At 60.4% G+C, this 22,103-nt stretch carries 21 protein-coding genes; 5 read left to right on the top strand and 16 right to left on the bottom strand.

Going from position 1 to position 22,103, the window contains the following annotated elements; all coding sequences use genetic code 11:
* Positions 1-11: 11 nt before the first annotated feature.
* The 11 genes from atpA to FVW59_RS08030 all read right to left on the bottom strand — a co-directional run bounded on the left by atpA (position 12) and on the right by FVW59_RS08030 (position 9,828).
* Complete coding sequence (atpA, locus tag FVW59_RS08080; RefSeq protein WP_148063746.1) at positions 12-1,556, bottom strand: F0F1 ATP synthase subunit alpha; 1,545 nt, start codon at positions 1,554-1,556, stop codon at positions 12-14.
* 16 nt (positions 1,557-1,572) lie between these two features.
* Complete coding sequence (locus FVW59_RS08075) at positions 1,573-2,109, bottom strand: F0F1 ATP synthase subunit delta (protein ID WP_148063745.1); 537 nt, start codon at positions 2,107-2,109, stop codon at positions 1,573-1,575.
* A gap of 12 nt (positions 2,110-2,121) precedes the next feature.
* Positions 2,122-2,592 (bottom strand): F0F1 ATP synthase subunit B, encoded by a 471-nt coding sequence (locus FVW59_RS08070; protein ID WP_148063744.1) that lies wholly within the window; start codon positions 2,590-2,592, stop codon positions 2,122-2,124.
* A gap of 76 nt (positions 2,593-2,668) precedes the next feature.
* Complete coding sequence (atpE, locus tag FVW59_RS08065) at positions 2,669-2,896, bottom strand: F0F1 ATP synthase subunit C (protein ID WP_009020576.1); 228 nt, start codon at positions 2,894-2,896, stop codon at positions 2,669-2,671.
* A 45-nt stretch (positions 2,897-2,941) separates the two neighbouring features.
* Positions 2,942-3,820 (bottom strand): F0F1 ATP synthase subunit A, encoded by an 879-nt coding sequence (atpB, locus tag FVW59_RS08060; protein ID WP_148063743.1) that lies wholly within the window; start codon positions 3,818-3,820, stop codon positions 2,942-2,944.
* Positions 3,821-4,276 carry an ATP synthase subunit I gene (locus tag FVW59_RS08055; RefSeq protein WP_148063742.1) on the bottom strand — a complete coding sequence of 152 codons (456 nt, stop codon included), beginning with the start codon at positions 4,274-4,276 and terminating at the stop codon, positions 3,821-3,823.
* A 214-nt stretch (positions 4,277-4,490) separates the two neighbouring features.
* Positions 4,491-5,396 (bottom strand): ParB/RepB/Spo0J family partition protein, encoded by a 906-nt coding sequence (locus FVW59_RS08050; RefSeq protein WP_148063741.1) that lies wholly within the window; start codon positions 5,394-5,396, stop codon positions 4,491-4,493.
* Positions 5,393-6,244 carry a ParA family protein gene (locus tag FVW59_RS08045; RefSeq protein ID WP_148063740.1) on the bottom strand — a complete coding sequence of 284 codons (852 nt, stop codon included), beginning with the start codon at positions 6,242-6,244 and terminating at the stop codon, positions 5,393-5,395. The genes FVW59_RS08050 and FVW59_RS08045 overlap by 4 nt, the downstream gene beginning before the upstream one ends.
* A gap of 68 nt (positions 6,245-6,312) precedes the next feature.
* Positions 6,313-6,957: a 16S rRNA (guanine(527)-N(7))-methyltransferase RsmG gene (rsmG, locus tag FVW59_RS08040; RefSeq protein WP_246139673.1), complete on the bottom strand. Its 645-nt coding sequence runs from the start codon at positions 6,955-6,957 to the stop codon at positions 6,313-6,315.
* Positions 6,958-6,963: 6 nt separating this feature from the next.
* Complete coding sequence (gene mnmG, locus FVW59_RS08035) at positions 6,964-8,862, bottom strand: tRNA uridine-5-carboxymethylaminomethyl(34) synthesis enzyme MnmG (protein ID WP_148063739.1); 1,899 nt, start codon at positions 8,860-8,862, stop codon at positions 6,964-6,966.
* Positions 8,863-8,955: 93 nt separating this feature from the next.
* Positions 8,956-9,828, bottom strand: coding sequence for a DUF2971 domain-containing protein (locus FVW59_RS08030; RefSeq protein ID WP_148063738.1), 873 nt, complete (start codon positions 9,826-9,828; stop codon positions 8,956-8,958).
* A gap of 540 nt (positions 9,829-10,368) precedes the next feature.
* Here FVW59_RS08030 and FVW59_RS08025 point away from each other — a divergent pair.
* A complete protein-coding gene (locus tag FVW59_RS08025; protein ID WP_148063737.1) occupies positions 10,369-11,283 on the top strand; it encodes a DMT family transporter in 915 nt (304 codons plus the stop codon).
* On the opposite strand, the gene mnmE is transcribed toward FVW59_RS08025, so the two are convergent.
* The 5 genes from mnmE to rpmH all read right to left on the bottom strand — a co-directional run bounded on the left by mnmE (position 11,242) and on the right by rpmH (position 15,217).
* The gene (gene mnmE, locus FVW59_RS08020; protein WP_148063736.1) at positions 11,242-12,621 is read right to left on the bottom strand and encodes a tRNA uridine-5-carboxymethylaminomethyl(34) synthesis GTPase MnmE; all 1,380 of its coding nucleotides are present in this window, start codon (positions 12,619-12,621) and stop codon (positions 11,242-11,244) included. The two genes, FVW59_RS08025 and mnmE, sit on opposite strands and share 42 nt — an antisense overlap.
* A 70-nt stretch (positions 12,622-12,691) precedes the next feature.
* Positions 12,692-14,416, bottom strand: a complete 1,725-nt coding sequence (yidC, locus tag FVW59_RS08015; RefSeq protein WP_148063735.1) for a membrane protein insertase YidC — start codon at positions 14,414-14,416, stop codon at positions 12,692-12,694.
* Between the two features lie 12 nt (positions 14,417-14,428).
* Entirely contained in the window at positions 14,429-14,656 is a 228-nt protein-coding gene (gene yidD / locus FVW59_RS08010) for a membrane protein insertion efficiency factor YidD (protein ID WP_148063734.1), read from the bottom strand.
* Positions 14,656-15,066 (bottom strand): ribonuclease P protein component, encoded by a 411-nt coding sequence (gene rnpA / locus FVW59_RS08005; RefSeq protein ID WP_148063733.1) that lies wholly within the window; start codon positions 15,064-15,066, stop codon positions 14,656-14,658. The genes yidD and rnpA overlap by 1 nt, the downstream gene beginning before the upstream one ends.
* Before the next feature lie 16 nt (positions 15,067-15,082).
* Complete coding sequence (gene rpmH, locus FVW59_RS08000) at positions 15,083-15,217, bottom strand: 50S ribosomal protein L34 (RefSeq protein WP_148063732.1); 135 nt, start codon at positions 15,215-15,217, stop codon at positions 15,083-15,085.
* 514 nt (positions 15,218-15,731) lie between these two features.
* Between rpmH and dnaA the strand changes: the two genes are divergently transcribed.
* The 4 genes from dnaA (at position 15,732) to gyrB (ending at position 22,078) form a co-directional block, all read left to right on the top strand.
* Positions 15,732-17,195 (top strand): chromosomal replication initiator protein DnaA, encoded by a 1,464-nt coding sequence (gene dnaA, locus FVW59_RS07995; RefSeq protein WP_148063731.1) that lies wholly within the window; start codon positions 15,732-15,734, stop codon positions 17,193-17,195.
* Positions 17,196-17,302: 107 nt separating this feature from the next.
* Entirely contained in the window at positions 17,303-18,406 is a 1,104-nt protein-coding gene (gene dnaN / locus FVW59_RS07990) for a DNA polymerase III subunit beta (protein WP_148063730.1), read from the top strand.
* An 87-nt stretch (positions 18,407-18,493) separates the two neighbouring features.
* Entirely contained in the window at positions 18,494-19,630 is a 1,137-nt protein-coding gene (gene recF, locus FVW59_RS07985; protein WP_148063729.1) for a DNA replication/repair protein RecF, read from the top strand.
* A gap of 30 nt (positions 19,631-19,660) precedes the next feature.
* Entirely contained in the window at positions 19,661-22,078 is a 2,418-nt protein-coding gene (gene gyrB, locus FVW59_RS07980; protein ID WP_148063728.1) for a DNA topoisomerase (ATP-hydrolyzing) subunit B, read from the top strand.
* The last annotated feature ends 25 nt before the right edge of the window (positions 22,079-22,103 follow it).

Here is a 22,103-nt window from a genome sequence, read left to right as displayed (position 1 = left end):
CTGCCTCGGCCTTACCAGGTCTGGGTGGCTTTGAACTTCTCGACGGCCGCCTTGAAGGAGGCTTCGACATCATCGCCATACTTGCCAGTCGCCACGATGTCCTTCATCAGATCGCCGTGTTCGGCGTGCATGTAGGACAGCAGGGCGCTTTCAAAGGCGCCGATCTTGGCCACTTCCACGTCGTTCATGTAGCCTTCGTTGGCGGCGTACAGCAGAACGCCCATTTCCGCGACACTCTGGGGCGAGTACTGCTTCTGCTTCATCAGCTCGGTCACGCGCTCACCGTGGTCCAGCTGGGCCTTGGTGGCATCATCGAGGTCAGAGGCAAACTGCGAGAACGCCGCCAGTTCGCGGTACTGCGCCAGCGCAGTACGGATACCGCCGGACAGCTTTTTCATGATCTTGGTCTGGGCGGCGCCACCCACACGGGATACGGAGATACCGGCGTTCATCGCCGGGCGGATACCCGCGTTGAACATGTCCGCTTCGAGGAAGATCTGACCGTCGGTGATGGAGATCACGTTGGTCGGTACGAAGGCGGAAACGTCACCAGCCTGGGTCTCGATCACCGGCAGTGCGGTGAGAGAGCCGGTTTTGCCTTTCACTTCGCCGTTGGTGAACTTCTCGACATAGTCGGCGTTCACGCGCGCGGCGCGCTCCAGCAGGCGGGAGTGCAGGTAGAACACGTCGCCGGGGTAGGCTTCGCGGCCCGGAGGACGCTTCAGCAGCAGAGAGATCTGACGGTAGGCCCAGGCCTGCTTGGTCAGGTCATCGTAAATGATCAGCGCGTCTTCGCCGCGGTCGCGGTAGTACTCGCCCATGGAGCAGCCGGCGAAAGGCGCCAGGTACTGCATGGCCGCCGGGTCGGAGGCTGTCGCCGCCACCACGATGGTGTGTTCCATGGCGCCGTGTTCTTCCAGCTTGCGCACTACGGAAGCAACCGAGGAGGCCTTCTGGCCAACCGCCACGTAGACACACTTAATGCCGGTGCCTTTCTGGTTGATGATGGCGTCTACCGCGATCGCGGTTTTACCCACCTGGCGGTCGCCGATGATCAGCTCGCGCTGGCCGCGGCCGATCGGCACCATGGCGTCAATCGCTTTGAGACCGATCTGAACCGGCTGGTCAACCGACTGGCGCTCAATTACACCCGGCGCCACTTTCTCCAGGGCGTCGGTCAGTTTGGCGTTGATCGGACCCTTGCCATCGATCGGGCTACCCAGGGCGTCGACAACGCGACCCTGCAGCTCCGGACCTACCGGCACTTCCAGAATGCGGCCGGTGCAACGACAGGACTGGCCTTCCGCCAGCCCTTTGTAGTCACCCAGTACCACGGCGCCGACAGAGTCGCGCTCGAGGTTCAGCGCCATGCCGTAGACACCGCCGTCGAATTCGATCATCTCGCCGTACATCACGTCGTTCAGACCGTGGATGCGGATAATGCCGTCGGTAACGGAAACCACCGTACCTTCGTTGCGAGCTTCAGAGGACACGTCGAGCTGGTCGATGCGCTGTTTGATAATCTCGCTAATTTCTGATGGATTCAGTTGCTGCATGCTCTGTTCCTCAATCCTACAAATTCATTGCTTCGGCAAGCTTGTTCAGCCTGCCGCGCACAGAACCGTCGATCACCAGATCACCGGCCCGGATTAATACGCCGCCGAGAAGGTTCTCGTCGGTAGAGGTGCTGACTTTCACCTCGCGCTCCAGCTTCTTGCCCAGTGCCGCCGCGATTTTGTCGCGGGCAGCATCGTCCAGGTCGAAGGCGGAAATCACTTCCACGTCCACCGACTTTTCCTGGTTGGCCTTGAACAGGGCGAACTGGGAATAGATTTCCGGCAGCAGGGCCAGGCGCTTGTTGTCAGCCAGAATGCTGACAAAGTTGCGCGCCGGGATAGCCAGGGCGTCGCCACACACTTCGATCAGGGTATTCGCCTGCTGCTCGTTGGTCAGTGCCGGGTTGCCCAGCATCGCCGCCATAGCAGGGTCGGCGACGACCGCCGCCGCAGTGGCCAGTTGCCCTTCCCACGCGGCCAGTTCACCCGCATCGCGGGCGTACTCGAAGGCCGCTTTGGCGTAGGGTCGTGCCAGTGTGCTTAGTTCAGCCATGGGTTCCTCGCCTTAAAGCTCTGAAGCCAGCTGGTCGACCAACTCGGCGTGGGCGCTTTTGTCGATAGATTTGCCCAGTACCTTCTCGGCACCGGCCAGTGACAGCGCTGCCACCTGCGCGCGCAGTTGTTCGCGGGCGCGGTTGGTTTCCTGCTCAATCTCGGCCTGTGCGGAAGCCTTGACGCGATCCGCCTCCACTGTGGCGGCCTGTTTGGCCTCCTCGACAATCTGGTTGGCGCGCTTGTTGGCAGAATCGATAATGCCCGCCGCTTCGCCCTTGGCTTCTTTCAGGCGTTCTACCGCCTTCTCTTTGGCCAGTTCCAGATCGTGATTGGCGCGATCGGCAGCAGCCAGACCGTCAGCAATTTTCTTTTCGCGCTCCTGCATGGCAGCCAACAGCGGGGGCCACACGTACTTCATGCAGAAAACCACAAAACAGACAAACGCGACCATCTGCCCGATAAGCGTAAGATTAATATTCACGCCGTGCTCCTCACAGATTACTCAAGGGCCGCATTACGCGGCCCCGTTCTCAGCCGTTGCTCGTTCAGCCCGCGGCTTAGCCGGCAACTACGAAGATCAGGTACATCGCGATACCCACACCGATAATCGGGATCGCGTCTACCAGGCCGGCGCCCAGGAAGAAGGTCACCTGCAGTTTGGGAGCCAGCTCGGGCTGACGGGCAGATCCTTCGATCAGCTTACCGCCCAGCAGACCAACGCCGATGGCGGCGCCCAGACCGCCCAGACCCATCATGATCGCGGCAGCAACGTAGATTAATTCCATGGTTTTCTCCTAACGTTAATAACCAAGAGGTTGTTGAAATGTAAATCAGTGATCTTCGTGGGCCATGCTGAGATACACGATCGTCAGCACCATGAAGATGAATGCCTGCAAGGTGATTACCAGAATGTGGAAAATCGCCCAGCCAATTTGCAGCAGCCCAGCGGGAACAGCCCAGGCCAGTCCGGCGCTAAACAGCGCTGCAATCAGGATAAAGATCATCTCGCCGGCGTACATGTTGCCGAACAGTCGCAGGCCGAGTGAGAAAGGCTTGGCCAGCAGGCCAACCACTTCCATGAACAGGTTGATAGGGATGAAGGCCCAGTGGTTGAAGGGGTTCATGGTCAGCTCTTTGACGAAGCCGAAACCCTTCACTTTGATGGAGTAGTAAAGCATCAGGATGAACACACCCACCGCCATGCCCATGGTGATGTTGGGATCGGTGGAGGGCACGATCTTCTGGTATTCCACGCCCAGCAACATCAGGGTGTGTGGAATCAGGTCGACCGGGATGAGATCCATCAGGTTCATCAGGAATACCCAGACAAAAATGGTCAGGGCGAGGGGAGCAACCAGCTTGTTGCGCCCGTGGAAGGTATCGCGCACGGTGCCGTCGACAAAATCGACGATCATTTCCACCGCGTTCAGCATGCCGCTGGGTACACCGGTGGTGGCTTTCACTGCCATGCGGCGGAACAGCCAGCAGAAGATAATACCGAGGCCGATAGACCAGGCCATGGAGTCGACGTGGATGGCATTGAAGCCCATGGCCGCCGCTTCTTCACCGCCGTGGGCCATGACCCAGGCGCCGCCTTCACCGACCACGGAACCGTCGTAGCGCTCGTAACCGGCAGGCAGCTTGCCATAGGTGAGATTCGTCAGGTGGTGAACGATGTACTCGGATACAGTCTGGGTTTCGCCTGCCATCTAATCCAACTCTTGCGTCTGTACTCTTGTCGCCGGAGGTTGCCGTAACAACATCCAGCTGCCAGTAATCTGTATGGCCTGCATCGCGATAAAGGCGCTGAACACCGCTATCGGAAATACCGGCCGCAACAGGATGAAAACCGCTGCGAACCCCGTTGCACTCAGGAGGAACTTGACCACCTCACCGGCATAACCGGCGTTGGCTACCTCCCGCGCGGAACGCGCGCCGCTGTGTGCGAAGGCCTTCACGGCAAACCACGCCTGCGGCACTATCGCCACCAGCCCGCCACACAGGGCGGACAGCACCCACTCCCGTTTTACAAATGCCAGCGACAAACATACCGCAGCCAGCATCATCAGTTGTGCCAGGCTAATGCGGTAAACAGGTGGTTTCGCGATTCGAGCCCCGCCCGCGGGCGGGAACGGTCTGTTATCGCGCCTGCTGCGCTGCTCCACGGGAAAACTTCATCCTTTTGGGCGCGCGCATTATAGGTGCAATGCGGGGAGGGTTCAACAGAGCCGAAGGGGAGTTGACAGCGAAAGTTCCCCGCAAGTTCCCAACAGATAGGAACAAATTTTCCGGTGTTAACTTTTTCTGATCAGCAACCACAGCATCTGGTACCTGCCCCATTTTGTTACACCACATGCAGTAACAGGTTTCGTCCAACACTTATTTGATGTGGCTCAAAATTCCGTCCAGCTCATCCAGACTGCTGTAGGAAAGCACCAGTTTTCCCCGCCCTTTGGCGGTGTGCTGTATTTGCACCCGCGCGCCCAGCCGCTGGGAAAGGTCATCCTGCAGCTGGCGGATATTGGGATCAAGCCGCCTGTCTGTCTCTGCGCTGGCGGGCCTGTCCTTTGCGGCCAGCACGCTGCGCACCAGCGCTTCCGTCTGGCGTACGGACATCCCCTTGCCGACCACCGTGCGCGCCGCCTGGCTCTGGTCGCCGCCAGACAGACCCAGAAGCGCCCGGGCATGGCCCATTTCCAGGTCGCCGCGCTCCAGCAACACGCGTACATCGTCCTCGAGACTCATCAGGCGCAAAAGGTTGGTGATAGTGGTGCGGGATTTACCCACCGCGGTGGCCACTTCCTGCTGGGTCAGCTCGAATTCCTGCTGCAAACGCTGCAGGGCAAAGGCCTCTTCCATCGGGCTGAGGTCCTCGCGCTGGATGTTCTCTATCAGCGCCATGGCGATGGCGGCTTCATCGGGCACATCGCGAATCACCGCCGGGATGCTGTCCAGGCCGGCTAGCTGGGTGGCGCGCCAGCGGCGCTCGCCGGCAATGATCTCGTATCTCTTGTCGGATATTTTGCGCACCACGATGGGCTGCATCACACCCTGGGCCTTGATGCTGTCGGCCAGCTCCTGCAGGGACTCAGGGTCGATATCCCGCCGCGGCTGGTATTTGCCGCGCTGGATCAGGTCCACCGGCAGGTTGCGCAGGGTGTTGTCGGTGTCGCTGTTGTCAGCGCTGGTGGCGGTTTCTGCGGAGGCGACGGCCTGCTGGGCAGTGGCAGAGGCGCCTAGCAGCGCATCCAGCCCGCGTCCGAGACCCCGTTTTCTCGCTGTCATTGACTATCTCCGTCGGCGGCCATGATCAGGGTCGGCGTCACAATGGGTTGGCTGTTATGGTCGTCGTCGGCAGGCGGCGCTGCGCCTTCGTTGCGGCGGATGATCTCTCCGGCCAGCGCCATGTAGGCCTTTGAACCACGCGAGTAACGGTCATAGTACATCACCGGCAATCCGTGACTGGGCGCTTCTGCCAGGCGCACATTGCGCGGAATAACCGTGCGATACACCTTGCCGGCGAAATGGCTGTGCAGTTGCGCGGAGACATCGTTGGTCAGGCTGTTGCGCGGGTCGTACATGGTGCGCAGGATGCCCTCCACAACCAGCTGCGGGTTCACTGCGGCGGCGACTTTGGTGATGGTGTCCATCAGCGCGGACAGGCCCTCCAGCGCGTAGTACTCGCACTGCATGGCAATGATGACCCCCTCGGCCGCCACCAGGGCGTTGAGGGTCAACAAATTCAGGGACGGTGGACAATCGATCAGGATGTAGTCGAACAGGACGTCGACTTCCTCAAGAGCATCGCGCAGGCGCCGTTCGCGCCCTGTAACTCCGACCAGTTCAACTTCGGCAGCAGTGAGATCGCCATTGGCGGGCAGTACTGAATAGCCGCCACCGGCGTCGGTCACCACGATATTCAGGACCGGGACGCCGTGCACCAGCAGATCGTAGACGCTGTGATCCACTGCGTGCTTGTCGACACCGCTGCCCATGGTGGCATTGCCCTGCGGATCGAGATCCACCAGCAAAACACGCTTTTTGGCAGCAGCGAGGGAGGCCGCGAGGTTGACGCAGGTGGTGGTCTTGCCGACTCCGCCTTTCTGGTTCGCTATTGCGAGTATTCTGGCCACGCTAAACTCTCGTCCCTCTGTCGATGGCCTGCGGTTAGCGGCCGGGTCACCCGCCCCGGGAGCCGGCGTCAGGCGCGCAGGGTCATGGCGACCAGGTGTCGCTGTTCCGCCAGGCCGGGTACTGCCACAGGCGTTACCGCCCTGATATCACACTGGCCAGCCACCGCTTCCAGCTCCGCCTCGGGATACTGGCCCTTCATGGCCAGAAACTGACCGCCCGGGGCCAACAGGTGCCGGCAGCCAGTCACCATATCCCCCAGCGATGCAAAAGCCCGGGATAGCACGGCCTCGAAGGGAGCAGCGGGACGGTGGGATTCCACCCGCGCGTGATGCACCGCCATGTTATCCAAGCCCAGTGCAGTTTTCACCTGAAAAAGAAAACGCGTCTTCTTGGAGTTGCTGTCCAGCAAATGGATTTCCCGCTCCGCAAACACGATGGCCAGGGGCACACCGGGCAGGCCGCCACCGGTACCGACATCGATCAGTCGCTCACCACTCACCAGTGGCGCGATGGCGAGGCTGTCGAGCAGGTGTTTGCGCACCATGTCGGCCGGATCGCGCACGGCGGTGAGGTTGTAGGCCTTGTTCCACTTGGCCAGCAGGCCGAGATAATCACAGAGTTGCTGCAATTGTCGCTTGTCGAGCGACAGTTCGAGTCGTTCGCAACCCGCTTCCAGTTCCGCACGCAGCGCCGGATCAATGGACTCTGCCACGGTCGATCAGGCGGACTGGCGCTGGTCGGCGCGTCCCAGGGCGCCGCGCTTCTTCAGGTAGATGAGCAACAGGGATACCGCCGCCGGGGTCACGCCTGGAATGCGACTGGCCCGCGCCAGCGTCTCGGGCCGCGCATCGCCCAGCTTTTGCTTCACTTCATTGGACAGGCCGTCGACAGCGCTGTAGTCCAGATCCGCCGGTAAGCGGGTGTGCTCATAGCGGCGCAGGCGATCGATTTCTTCTTGCTGGCGGTCGATATAACCCGCGTACTTGGCCTGGATCTGCACCTGCTCCGCCGCCTGGGCATCGGCGAGTGGCTCGCCCTTCAGACCGGCGAGATCGGCGTATTCCAGTTCTGGCCGTTTCAGCAAATCGGCCAGGGAGTACTCCCGCGTCAGGGGCTTGCCCAGCTTGCTCTCCAACTGCGCGGACTCGGCGGAACCCGGGTGCACAAAAGTGGCTGCCAGCCGTTCGGTCTCAACGGCAATAGCCTCGCGCTTGGCGTCGAAACGGGCCCAGCGCAGGTCGTCCACCAAACCCAGCTCACGGCCTTTTTCGGTCAATCGCAGGTCCGCGTTGTCCTCCCGCAGCAGCAGCCGGTACTCTGCACGAGAGGTGAACATGCGGTAGGGCTCGTGGGTCCCCATGGTAATCAGGTCGTCCACCAGGACACCGATGTAGGCCTCGTCGCGGCGCGGACACCAGGGCTCATGCCCTTTCACCGCCAGAGCGGCATTCAAACCGGCGAGCAAACCCTGGGCCGCGGCTTCTTCGTAGCCGGTGGTGCCGTTGATCTGGCCGGCAAAGTACAGGCCGGGCACGGCTTTGGTCTCCAGGGAGTAGTTCAGGTCTCGCGGATCGAAAAAATCGTATTCGATGGCGTAGCCCGGCCGGGTGATATGCGCGTTTTCAAACCCGGCAATGGAACGCACCAGCGCGTACTGCACATCGAAGGGCAGGCTGGTGGAAATACCGTTGGGATAGAGTTCGGTGGAGGTCAGGCCCTCGGGTTCGATGAAAACCTGGTGGGAACTCTTGTCGGCAAAGCGGTGAATCTTGTCTTCCACACTGGGGCAGTAACGCGGGCCGACGCCCTCGATCACCCCGGAGTACATCGGCGACCGGTCGAGTCCGCCGCGGATAATCTCGTGGGTGCGCTCGTTGGTGTAGGTGATCCAGCAGCAGCGCTGCTCGGGGTGCTCAGCCACGCTGCCGAGGTAGGACATCACCGGCACGGGTGTGTCGCCCCACTGCTGCTCGAGGCTGGAGAAATCCACCGAGCGCGCGTCAATGCGCGGCGGGGTGCCGGTTTTAAGCCGCTCCACCCGGAAGGGCAATTCGCGCAGACGCCGCGCCAGCGCAATGGAGGGCGCATCGCCGGCGCGGCCACCCGCGCTGTTCTCCAGACCGATGTGAATTTTGCCGCCGAGGAAGGTGCCTGTGGTCAGCACAACCGATGGTGCGCGAAAGGTCAGGCCCATCTGTGTAACAGCGCCGGCCACACGGCCGTTCTCGATCAACAGGTCGTCCACGGCCTGCTGGAAAATACTCAGGTTGTCCTGCTGCTCGAGAATTTCGCGGATGGCGTTGCGATAGAGCACCCGGTCAGCCTGGGCGCGCGTCGCGCGGACCGCCGGCCCCTTGCGGGCGTTGAGAACGCGGAACTGGATGCCCGCGCGATCTGTGGCGCGGGCCATGGCGCCGCCGAGGGCGTCAACTTCCTTCACCAGGTGACTTTTTCCAATGCCGCCGATGGCCGGGTTACAGGACATCTGCCCCAGCGTATCGACACTGTGGGTGAGCAGCAGGGTGCGACAGCCCATACGCGCCGCGGCCAGGCAGGCCTCGGTGCCGGCATGGCCGCCGCCGATCACGATCACGTCAAACTGTTGTGGGTAATCCACGTCTGCTGTCCTCGCCCCTGGGGCATCGGGATTTTGGGGCCGGCGATTATACGGCGCGAGCCACACTTGTACAAAAAATGTTCTACCGGGATTTTACCGCTGCCGGTAGGGAATCTGGCAGTAGCTGATGCCCTGCTTCGGCGTGAGCCCGCGCTGGTCGAGAAACAGCTTCAACGAGTTCATCGACAGATCAATGTTGCTGGTTGGACCCAGGTATACGTGATTGAGGCCCATGTCCCCGGTTTCCGGCGGTACCTGCAGTTCAAAGGCGTACCAGGGTACCAGCATGGAAATGCCCTCGCGAAAATGCACCGGAGCGGCGATATTGTCGGCAATGACCGGGGACACGATACGCCACTCCTGCTCTTCCTCAAAGGCCGGATGTTTGAGCAGGGCAGCCAAACGCAGCAGGCGCCCCTCGATGCGCTCGAAGATACGCAGGTTTGCCGCTTCGTCGCTGTCACTGTTGTCACTTGCAGCGGCATAGGCCTCGACCCCATCCACCACTTCCTCGATCAGTTCGGCCTGGCGTTGCGGGTCGTAGATACAGCGGCCCACCTGGAAGTGCTGTTGCCTGGCGCAGGCCAGGATGTGCTGCGGCGCAAAGCCGAGACTGACTCCCTTGCCGTGCACGCTGTAACCACGCCACTGGCTGAGCAGATTGCCGTTGGCGCGAAAAGAGGCGCCGAACAGCATGGGGCCGCCGACGATGCGGTGGTTCAGCCAGTCGGACAACTGGTTCAGCAAAACCGGGCGATCGGTACCGGCAATCACGCGCCGGCTGATGTGGTCCCCCATCAGGTCCAGGGTGTGACGGATTTCAGCGGAATCATTCATGTAGCGGATATCGGAGGCGCGCAGGTGTCCGGAATGAATAATCCCCATCAGGCCGCTGAGCGACGTGTAGTGGTAGAGCGTATCCCGGGGCTCTTCGGCATATAGCCGCTGAATGATGCTGTCGATCATAGTGGTCGTTTTTTAGTCAGTTAGCGGGTTTATGTTTACTAAGTAAATACACTGTTATCTATGTATATAGAGTTTAGTTTGTAGTTATTGTTGTTATATGACTAGCCGCGCTCTGTGGACATGAGGATTTTTCCTTTTTTATTCAGTGACTTGCAGAAATCATAAGCGGGGCTGCAACAGCGGTATCCATGGGGTCACAAGCTCTTATGCGGCTGGGGAGGAATTGGGCACAGTTTTGGGGTCTCGTTCCGAACCGCCACTTATCCAGATTTCACCCCGCCCAGGTACAGGGATTGTTCCGTCTTTACCCACAGAATCTGTGGATGGCGATAACGCACTTATCCTTCTTGTGTATAGCGACGGTATTTCCTGTGCGTAATGTGTGTAATTTTTTCATCCTGTGGGTAGCTTGTGGGTGCTTTGTGGATTGCCTGCGATTAAGCTGTGCCCGGCCTGTGTATGGCTGTTGCCGTCGTGCAAATAGGTAGCGCAGGTCATTGGGTTTTTATTTCGTAGTGCCCGCTCGGGCGCCAGGTTTCTATGTCAGTTCAACGCTTTGCAGTCAGTCCGTCGGGGCTGGCGGTTGCCGGTGCCGTGGGCATGGCTACCATGGGAGTCATGGCCCGTTACTCCGGGGTCGATGCCGCCGTCATCACTTTTTACCGGCTCGGACTCGGGGCGCTGTTTGTCGCCCTGTTACTGGCGCTGTTGCCTGGCGCGCACTGGCGCAGGCCCCATGTCCTGACCCTGGTGTCCGGCGCCCTGCTGGCGGGATTTATTGTGTTTTACGTGCGGGCCATGGACCACACGACGATGGCCAACGCGGTGCTGACGGTGTACCTGGCACCGCCGTTGGCTGCGCTGGCCGGGCACTTTATCTGGCACGAGCGGCTCGGGCGCTGGCAGGCGGCGTGTATCGGCGCGGCCCTGCTGGGATTCGCTACGATGATGGAGTTCAGGGTCAAACTGTCGGCGGCTGACCTGCAGGGGCTTGGCTTTGCCGGTCTGGCGCTGCTTTGCTACGCGGCCTTCATGTTGCTGAACCGGCACAACCCTGATCGCATACCGCCGCTGCAGGCGGTGTTCTGGCAGTTGCTGGTGGGGGCCCTGGTCATGCTGTGGGTGGCGGGGCCGACGGCACTCGCTGTGCCCGTGGAAGCGCTGCCCTGGATGCTGGCAACGGGTTTGCTGCCCGGTTTCCTGGCTTTGACCTGCACGGTGCTGGCGATGCAGCGCCTGCCCACGGCCCAGTTCGGTACACTGGCCTACAGTGAGCCGGTGGCGGTTATCCTGTTCGGCTGGCTGTTGTTTGCAGAGATCCTGTCGCCGCTGCAGGTGACGGGGTGCCTGTTGATTATCGCCGCGGGTATTGTGCAGGCGCGAGTGAGTGCTGCATCGACTCCGGTGGAGCCTTTACTTGCCGATACAGAAGCTGGAAAAAATTTCGCCCAGTAGTTCATCGCTGCTGATCACGCCGGTGATGCTGCCCAGAGCGTTGTGACAGCGGCGCAGGTCTTCTGCCAGCAACTCACCAGCGCCGGCGAGCTGCAACTGTTCGCGGCCGGCTTCCAGGCAGGCGGCGGCTTCTGCCAGCGCCGCCAGGTGTCGGCGGCGGGCGCTGAAGCTGTCGCCGCCGGCGTCGCTGTAGCCCATGCACTGTTTCAGGTGCTCGCGCAGTAAATCCATGCCGGCGCCGGTCAGGGCGGACAGTTCGATGATGGTATCGCCGCCTTGTTGAATGACGGCGGGCGGGCGGCCGCTGAGGTCGGCTTTGTTGTGCACAACGGTGACCGGAAGGTCTGCGCCCAGGCGCTGGTTCTTCTCCGGCCACAGGGCGGCGCTGGCGATATCGGCATCGGGGGAGCTGCCGTCCACCACCAGCAGGATGCGATCGGCGGAGGCCATCTCCTCCCAGGCGCGACGAATGCCCTCCTGCTCCACCAGGTCGGCAGACTCGCGCAGACCGGCGGTGTCGACAATGTGCAGGGGCATGCCGTCGATCTGGATATGCTCGCGCAGCACATCGCGGGTGGTGCCCTCGATGGGCGTGACGATGGCAGTGTCCTGCCCGGCCAGGGCGTTCAGCAGGCTCGATTTGCCGGCATTGGGGCGCCCGGCGATAACCAGTTTCATGCCTTCCTGCAACAGGCTGCCCTGGCGCGCGGCCTGTAGTACCTGTTGCAGGCGGGTCTGCAGCGCTTCGACCTGTTCTGCCACCTTGCCGTCGGCGAGGAAGTCGATCTCCTCCTCCGGGAAGTCGATGGCGGCCTCCACATAGACCCGCAGGCGGGTAACTGCCTCTACCAGTGCATCGATCTCCCGTGAGAAAGCGCCCTGCAGGGAGCGGGTGGCGGAGAGCGCCGCCTGCTCTGTCGTACTGTTGATCAGGTCGGCGATGGCCTCGGCCTGGGCCAGATCCAGCTTGTCATTGAGGAAGGCGCGCTCGGAAAATTCCCCCGGCCGCGCAAGCCTGGCCCCGGCGGCGCAACAGGCTTTCACCAGCAGGTCGAGAATGACCGGGCCGCCGTGACCCTGCAGTTCCACCACATCTTCGCCGGTAAACGAGTTGGGGCCGGGAAAGTACAGGCCGATGCCGCTGTCCAGTTGCTGCCCGCTGCTGTCCCGGAACACCCGGAAGTGGGCGTGACGCGGTGTCAGGGGGGCGCCGCAGAGGCTTTCACCGATGGCCCTGGCCGCGGTGCCAGACAGGCGAACAATGCCCACCCCGCCGCGGCCGGGGGCGGTGGCGATGGCGACAATGGTGTCGCCGTCAAGGTGTGACAGTGTGCTCATGGCAGCAGTATACGGAGGCGGCGGCCGGGAAAGAATGTCCCGGCCGCCGCTGGCGGGAAAGTGCCGCTGATCAGGCGGCCGTGCCCTGCTTTTCGATCTGCCGGGTAATCACCCACTGCTGGGCCATGGACAGCAGGTTGTTCACCACCCAGTACAATACCAGGCCGGCGGGGAACCACAGGAAGAAGAAGGTGAACACAATGGGCATCCACTGCATGATCTTGGCTTGCATCGGGTCCGGTGGCGGCGGGTTCAGCTTTTGCATGAACCACATGCTGGCGCCCATCAGCAGGGGCAGCACGAAGTAAGGGTCCATCACCGACAGATCCTTGATCCACAGCATGAAGGGCGCGTGACGCAGTTCCACGCTTTCCATCAGTACCCAGTACAGGGCGATAAACACCGGCATCTGTACCAGGATGGGCAGGCAGCCGCCCATCGGGTTGATCTTCTCTTTGCGGTACAGCTCCATCATCGCCTGGGACTGCTTCTGCTTGTCGTCGCCGTACTGTTCGCGGATGTCCTGCATCTTGGGCGCTACCCGCCGCATATTGGCCATGGAGCGGTAGCTGGTGGCGGACAGTTTGAAGAACGCCGCCTTGATCAGAACGGTCAGACAGATAATCGCCAGGCCCCAGTTGCCTACCAGGGAATGAATTTTGGTCAGCAGCCAGAACAGGGGCTGGGCGATCCACCACAGCCAGCCGTAATCGACAGAGAGATCGAGGTAGGGGGAAATCTCTTCCAGACGGTACTGGTCCTTGGGCCCGGCGTAGAATTCTGCGCCGGTTTTGCCGCTTTCACCGGGCAGCACTACCAGTGCGGGGCTGGTAAAGCCGGCAATGTTGAAGCCGTTGGCGGTGACCCGGGTGCTGTAGGTGTGGGTCTGTCCGGGAGTGGGGATCCACGCGCTGAGGAAGTAGTGCTGGATCATGGCGATCCAGCCATCGGGCAACTGTGCCTTGAAGGGCTCTTCCTTCATGTCGTCGAAGCTGAACTTGGTGAAGCGCTCGTCGGGCTGGGTGATCGCGGCGCCGAGGAAGGGCTGGATACCCATGCCACCGCCGCCGGCACCGGATTCCGGCGCATCGCTGCTGTCGCGCTTGAGCTGGCCAAAGAGGTTTGCCTGGAAGCGCTGCTGGCTGTTGTTACTGACCAGGTATTCCATTTGCACCAGGTAGTGGGCGCGGCGGAAGGTGTAGCGCTTGGTGACTTCGATGCCTTCATCGTTGGACCACTGCAGATCGACCTGCAGGCTGTCCTGCCCGGGCGTGAGGCGGTATTCGCTCTGCGCGCTGCTGAATTGGGCGCGGCCTCCTGCGTCGATGCCGTCGGGGCCGATCAGGCCGGACTGGGCGATGTAGGTGCGGCCGGCGTTCTGTTCCAGCAGTACGAAGGGTTTGCCTTCCAGGGATTCCAGGTGCTCCACCAGTGCCAGTTCGACTATGTCGCCGCCGCGCAGATCGATGGCTACCTGCAGTTCGTCCGTATAGACGCGAACGATATTGTCGCTGGAGGCCGGTTGCGATGCAGGCGTCTGTACTGGCGTGTCGGCAGTGGCGCCGGGTGCGGCGGGCAGGTCATCCAGATCCGGTGCGGCATCGGTTGCGGGCTCGGCCAGCGCCGGCAGGTCAGCGCTGGCGTCGGCTGTTGCCGTGTTGACACTTTCCGTGAGGCGGGTGGTGACCGGGGCGGCGGCCTGGGTCCTGGCGTCCTTGAACGCCACCCACTCGGTCAGCAGCATGAAGGAGAGCACGGCAATGGCGCCGATCAGCAGTGAGCGTTGCAAATCCATAGTGAGTTCGTATCAGTGAGTCTGTGTGCGGGGGGGCACCGGGTCAACGCCGCCCTCGTGCCATGGGTGGCAGCGCGACAGCCGCCGGGCGGCCAGGGAGCTTCCTTTTATTACGCCGTGCTCTTCAATGGCTTCCCGGGCGTAACTCGAGCAGCTGGGATAGAAGCGACAGCGATTGCCGAGGAATGGACTCAGGCAGGCCTGGTAGACCGAAATAAAGAAGACCAACAAACGGCGCATCAGCGTCCCCGGCTTTCACTAGTGTCAGCTTCGGAAACCCGTCTGGCCAGTTTCCGCCATTGCCCGCGCAATATAGAGGATAGCTCTGCATTATCCAACTGGTCGATTCCGCGACGGGCGAGCAGAACAACATCCATATAGGGCGGCTGGGCCCCAGCCTGGCGAAACATTTCCCGGGCCAGTCGTTTGACCCTGTTGCGCTGAACTGCCTGGCGGACATTTTTTTTGGCCACGACTAAACCCAGGCGATGCCCGGGTCGGTCGTTCTGTTTTGCCAGCAGCAAAACGTGCTTGTGTGAGGCCCTGGCCTCGGCGCCGTCAAAAACCCGGCTGTAGTCCCTGGCGGTGAGCAGGCGGCTGGTTTTGCCGAAGCTGTGTTGCGAGCCCTGCGGCTGCGCCACACCACTCATCGCGCAGGCGCCTGGATCAGGCGGCGAGGCGCTTGCGGCCTTTGGCGCGACGACGGCTCAGAACCAGACGGCCGTTTTTGGTGGCCATCCGCGCACGAAAACCGTGGGTGCGTTTGCGCTTGATTACGCTGGGCTGAAAAGTTCTTTTCATGACACTGATTCCAGTAGGTATATAAAAGTCATAAGACCCCGGTTGGCACCGGGGCCGGAAAAAAGGGTGGGTATTCTAGTGAAACGCCGGGGCCAATACAATCAGCTCCCAGGGTTTTTTTCTCCTCTACGGACCGCTGCCGGCGGATTATTTCACGCTTACATCCATTTTTCCGGAAGGCAGAGGCGGCGCGGCCTGTGGCGTTCGGTGCACAGTTTCCCACAAAGAAACCCACAGGATATACACAGGTGGATTGATTGCGGTATAAGCTTTTTCCGCACCCGGCTCTTGCCAGAAATACGCATATAAGGTACTGATTTCTAATAATAAAAAAACTGGCGGTCGAGGAGGGTTTTTTGTGGATAAGTGATTTGCCGGGGCGTATGATGCCCCTTCTCGGCAGTCGTTATGCCACTGGGATAAGAACTTACTCACAGTAAGATTCAAGCAAGACCAAACGCAAAAACAACCATATCAAGGCCAGCCACCGTGAGGTGGCGATCAGGGGGATAGTTTGCCTGGCATCACCTGGCAGCGCTGTGTAGACCGACTGCAGAGCGAGCTGCCGTCGCAACAATTCAATACCTGGATTCGGCCCCTGCAGGCCGCCCAGGACGGGCAAATGCTGACGCTGTTTGCTCCCAATCGTTTCATCAAGGATTTCGTCGCCAACAAGTTCTCCGGCCGTATTCACGAGTTGGTGCGGGAGATTGAAGGTGATCACGCGCCCGACGTGGTGCTACAGATCGGTAGCCGCCCGCAGACAGCGGACAGTGCTGCGCATATTGCGCCCGCTGCGACTCAATCCGCACCGTCGGGAGCGGGCGGTTTTGCGCTGGAGCCAGTAGAGCGGGCAAGCGGTCCGGTTCTTTCCCGGTCGGCGTCGCAGGGCTCCTATGAGCGGCGTGCCCCGACATCACCAGCGAACTCGCATCGCGCCGAACCTGCGGTTGCCCATCAGCCCGGGTTGTCCGGATCGTTTACTTTCGACAGTTTTGTAGAGGGCAAGTCCAACCAGTTGGCCCTGGCGGCAGCCCGGCAGGTGGCGGAAAACCCCGGCTCTGCCTACAACCCCCTGTTTCTGTACGGTGGCGTCGGCCTGGGCAAGACCCACCTGATGCACGCGGTGGGCAATGCCCTGCGGGCGCAGAAGCCCGATGCCAAGGTGGTGTACCTGCATTCCGAACGTTTCGTGGCGGACATGGTCAAGGCGCTTCAGCTCAATGCCATCAACGAATTCAAACGCTACTATCGCTCGGTGGATGCCCTGCTGATCGATGACATTCAGTTTTTTGCCAAGAAGGATCGATCCCAGGAAGAGTTCTTCCATACCTTCAATGCATTGCTGGAAGGTGGCCAGCAGATGATCCTTACCTGCGATCGCTACCCCAAGGAGCTGGATGGCCTGGAGGAGCGCCTCAAGTCGCGCTTTGGCTGGGGGCTCACTGTGGCGGTGGAGCCGCCGGAGCTGGAAACCCGGGTGGCGATCCTTATGAACAAGGCCAACCAGGCGCGCATAGAGCTGCCGCCGGACTCGGCTTTCTTTATTGCCCAGCGGATTCGCTCCAACGTTCGCGAACTGGAAGGCGCGTTGAAGAGGGTGATAGCAAGCGCTCACTTCACCGGCAAGCCGGTGGATATCGACTTGATCAAGGAAAGCCTCAAGGATCTGCTGGCCCTGCAGGACAAGCAGGTCAGCCTGGACAATATCCAGCGCACCGTGGCGGAGTACTACAAAATCAAGGTGGCGGATCTGATGTCCCGGCGCCGCAGTCGCTCTGTGGCGCGTCCGAGGCAGGTGGCCATGACCCTGGCCAAGGAATTGACCAATCACAGCCTGCCGGAAATTGGCGACAGTTTTGGTGGTCGCGACCACACGACAGTGCTGCACGCATGTCGTAAAATCAAGGAGCTTCGTGAAACCAGTTCGGATATCCGCGAAGACTATAAGAATTTGCTGCGCTCACTCACCACTTGAGTGGTCTGGTGTTGCTGTTGCACTGGTGGGCCGGGGCCGCGGGCGCTGGCTGGGGAATGGCTGAATTACCACCGCGCTGGGCGGTGTGTTAAGGAATACACCTCGTTATGAAATTTGTGATCTCTCGGGACGCTCTGCTCAAGCCACTCAATCTCGTTGCCGGTGTTGTAGAGCGGCGCCAGACCCTGCCGATCCTGTCCAATGTGCTGCTGGTCCTGGAAGGGGACCGGTTGTCGCTGACTGGTACCGATCTGGAAGTTGAACTGGTCGGGCGGGTGCAGTTGCCCGCACCCGGTGTCGACGGTGAACTCACGGTTCCCGCCCGCAAGCTGGTAGATATCTGTAAGTCCCTCCCGGAAGGGAATGACATCGAGTTCAATGCTGAAGATGGCAAGGTCACCGTTAAATCGGGCCGCAGCCGTTTCACTTTGTCTACCCTCCCCGCCCGCGAATTTCCCAGTGTCGATGACAGTATCGGCACCCACCAGTTTGCGTTGAAACAGGGCCAGCTGCGCCGCCTGATTGACCGTACTGGCTTTGCCATGGCCCAGCAGGACGTTCGTTACTACCTGAACGGCATGCTGTGGGAGCTTAAGGAAGGCCGCATGCGGGTGGTCGCCACCGATGGGCATCGCCTGGCGATGTGTACCCTGCCGTCGGATGTCGACACTCAGGAGGATCTGCAGGTCATTCTGCCCCGCAAGGGGGTTCTGGAGCTCGCCCGCCTGCTGATGGAAGATGAAGCGGACATCGGTATTGTGTTGGGAAGCAATCACCTGCGCGCCACGACAGCGGATTTCACTTTTACCTCCAAGCTGGTTGACGGCAAGTTCCCGGATTATGAGCGCGTTTTGCCCCGCGCTGCCGATAAGTGCGTCATTGGCTCTCGCACCGAGTTGCGTCAGGCATTTACTCGCACGGCGATTCTGTCCAATGAAAAATACCGTGGAGTGCGCCTGAAACTGGTGAACGACGCCATGGAAATCGTCGCCAACAACCCCGAGCAGGAACAGGCCGAAGAGTCGGTTCCGGTGGACTACCAGGGGGACAGCCTGGAAATCGGCTTTAACGTCAGCTATCTGCTCGATGTGCTGGGTGTGCTGAGCGGGGAGAAGGTTCGCCTGTCGCTCTCCGACCCCAACAGCAGCGCCCTGTTGGAAGAAACCGAAACTGACGACTCTGTTTATGTTGTTATGCCCATGCGGCTGTAATCTTGCGCTGGCCGCCCACTACCTTGGTGTGGGTGGCCGGGTTTTCTCACCGGTTCTCCGCGCCCATCGCTGAAGCAGCCCCCACCTGTGGCACTGCAACAACTCAATATACATCGCGTACGTAATATCCAGGCGGCGTCCCTGCCCCGCTTTGCCCGCATCAACGTCTGTTTTGGCGAGAATGGAAGTGGTAAGACCAGTATTCTCGAAGCCATCCACCTGCTTGGTATGGCGCGCTCTTTTCGGGGAACCAGTGCCAGGACCCTCATTACCCATGGCCATCCTGACTGCATCGTACAGGGCGCTGTCGCCAGGAGCGGCGGCGCACGAAAGCTGCTGGGCGTCCAGCGCCTGTTGAACGGAGAGGTATCACTTCGGGTGCAGGGCGCCCCGGCAAGGGCGGTGTCGGAACTGGTGGATCACCTGCCGCTGCAGGTCATCAACGCCGACAGCTTTGCGCTCCTGACCGGGAGTCCTCCCGCACGAAGGCAGTATCTGAACTGGGGGGTGTTCCACGTGGAACATCGTTTCTTCCCTGAGTGGCAGCGCTTCCAGCGCTGTATTAAACAGCGGAATAGCGGGCTTCGGCGTGATAGACTGGCCGACCGCGAACTGTCCGTCTGGACGCGGGAGCTGGCTGAATCCGGACAGCGTTTAAACAGCTATCGCCAGGCCTATTTTGCTGACCTGGCGCCTTTGTTTCGCTCGTTGATGGATCGCTTGCTACCGCAGTTGGGCGAGCTCGAATTGCGCTTGCGACAGGGCTGGGACAAGCGCCTGAGTTACGGGGAGGCGCTGGCTGCAACCCTTGCCTCAGATCGGGAAAAGGGTTTCACCCAGGTTGGTCCGCAGCGAGCTGATCTCAAGGTCGTGATCGATGGCCGGGCCGCCGAGGATGTGCTTTCCCGCGGCCAGCAAAAGCTGGTGATCTGTGGTTTGAAGTTGGCCCAGGGTCAGTTGATGCAGGACAGGGCCCAGAAGCAGTGTATCTACCTGGTGGATGATTTGCCCTCGGAGCTGGATGCGCAGCACAACCGCCGCGTGTGCGAAGAATTGGACAGGTTGGGCGCACAGGTATTCATCACCTGTGTCGCGCAGGACGATCTTGCGGATCAGTGGTCACAAGCGCAGGATCTGGCCATGTTCCACGTGGAACATGGCGAAGTGACAGAGCAAAGTTTTGGTGAAACAAGCCTCGACCCCGCCGCAGCTGGGGCGAAATAAAGAGAGTCATCGGAAAGAGTCATTCGGAATATGAGCGATCAGGAAAGGAACTACGATTCTTCAAGCATCAAGGTACTCAAGGGTCTGGACGCCGTCCGCAAACGGCCGGGCATGTACATTGGTGATACTGACGATGGTACTGGCCTGCACCACATGGTGTTTGAGCTGGTCGACAATTCCATCGACGAGGCGCTCGCCGGCCATTGCTCCCGGATCGATATTGTTATCCACCCCGATGAGTCGGTTACAGTGGGTGACGATGGTCGCGGCATCCCGACCGAAATGCACGAAGAAGGGGTATCTGCCGCCGAAGTTATCATGACCGTGCTGCACGCCGGTGGTAAGTTCGATGACAATACCTACAAAGTCTCCGGCGGCCTGCATGGCGTGGGTGTTTCGGTGGTAAACGCCCTCTCCGAAGAACTGACCCTGACAATCCGTCGTGAAGGCAAGATGTACGAGCAGATCTACCGCCACGGTGTACCCCAGGCGCCGCTGGCAGCGATCGGCGAGACCGAAAGCTCCGGCACCAGTGTTCACTTCAAGCCCTCTGCCCAGACCTTTACCAATATTGAGTTCCACTTCGATCAGCTGGCCAAGCGTCTGCGGGAACTGGCCTTCCTGAATTCCGGCGTGCGCATCGTGCTGAAGGACGAACGCAGCGGTAAAGAGGAAGCCTATGCCTACGAGGGCGGGTTGAATGCCTTCGTAAACTACCTGAACCAGAACAAGACGCCGGTCAACAAGCCTTTCCACTTTCAGGTCGATACCGACGAAGGTATTGGTGTTGAGGTGGCCCTGCAGTGGAACGACACCTTCCAGGAAAACATCTACTGCTACACCAACAATATTCCCCAGCGAGACGGCGGCACCCACCTTGCCGGCTTTCGCGCCGCACTCACCCGCAGCCTGAATGGCTACATCGAGCGCGAGGGGATGGCCAAGAAGGCCAAAGTCAACACGACCGGTGATGATGCCCGGGAAGGTCTGACCGCTATTATTTCGGTGAAAGTCCCCGATCCCAAGTTTTCATCCCAGACCAAGGATAAATTGGTCTCCTCCGAGGTGAAAACCGCGGTAGAACAGGCAATGAATGCCGAGTTCAATGATTACCTGCTGGAAAATCCCCAGGAAGCGAAGTCTGTGGTGGGCAAGATGCTGGACGCCGCACGGGCTCGCGAAGCCGCGCGCAAAGCCAGGGAAATGACCCGCCGCAAAGGCGCCCTGGATATTGCCGGTCTGCCCGGCAAACTGGCGGACTGCCAGGAGAAAGACCCTGCCCTGTCCGAGCTGTACCTGGTCGAGGGTGACTCCGCTGGCGGTTCAGCCAAGCAGGGGCGCAACCGTCGCTTTCAGGCCATCCTGCCGCTGAAGGGCAAGATTCTCAATGTCGAGAAGGCCCGTTTCGACAAGATGCTTGGCTCTGCCGAAGTGGGCACCATCGTTACCGCCCTCGGCTGTGGCATTGGCAAAGACGAGTTCGATGCCGATAAACTCCGCTATCACAGCATCATCATCATGACCGACGCCGATGTCGATGGATCTCATATTCGAACCCTGTTGCTGACCTTCTTCTTCCGGCAGATGCCGGAACTGATCGAGCGCGGTCATATCTACATCGCCCAGCCGCCGCTGTACAAAGTGGCCAAGGGCAAGCAACACACCTATCTCAAGGACGACGATGCCCTGCGCCAGTACCTGACCCAGTCGGCCCTGGACGGCGCTGCCATCGTGGTCAACCCGGACGCGCCGGCCATCACCGGCGAGGGGCTGGAGCAATTGGTCGGCGAGTTCCGCAAAGTGGCTGCCACGGTGGACCGCCTGAGTCGTCTGTATGCTCCCGCAGTGTTGTGGCAAATAGTCTACGGGGAGCACATCAGCGTCGACGACCTGAAGGATGAGGCCCGTGTGGCTGCCTTCGCGCAGATGCTGAGTGAGCGCTTACTACCAGTGGCACCAAAGGGCAGTGTATACGACGTTGTCGTCCGCAAGGATCAGGAGCGGCAGATTTTCTTCCCGGTGGTGAAACTGCTGGCTCACGGTATCGAGTCCGAGACTGAATACCACCACGAGTTCTTTGCCTCCGGCGAATACCGCAGCATGGTGGCTCTCGGAAACACCATTAACAACCTGATCGAGGAAGGCGGTTACTTCCAGCGTGGCGACAAGGTGCTCAACACCCGTGATTTCGAAACCGGTCTGTCCTGGCTGATGGCAGAGGCGCGCAAGGGCTACAATATCCAGCGTTACAAGGGCCTGGGTGAGATGAACCCGGATCAGCTCTGGGAAACCACCATGGACCCGGAAGTGCGTCGCATGCTGAGGGTGACCATCGAGGACGCCATTGCCGCCGACCAGATATTTACCTGCCTGATGGGTGATCATGTGGAGCCCCGTCGGGATTTCATCGAGGAAAATGCGTTGTCCGTTGCCAACCTGGATGTGTAGCGAATCTTTCTAGATTTGCTAGCTC

Origin of the sequence: Parahaliea aestuarii (assembly GCF_008064635.1) — a bacterium.
Taxonomy (GTDB): domain Bacteria; phylum Pseudomonadota; class Gammaproteobacteria; order Pseudomonadales; family Halieaceae; genus Parahaliea; species Parahaliea aestuarii.
Note: the sequence above shows the minus strand (reverse complement) of the source record. Positions and strands in the feature narration are given on the sequence as shown.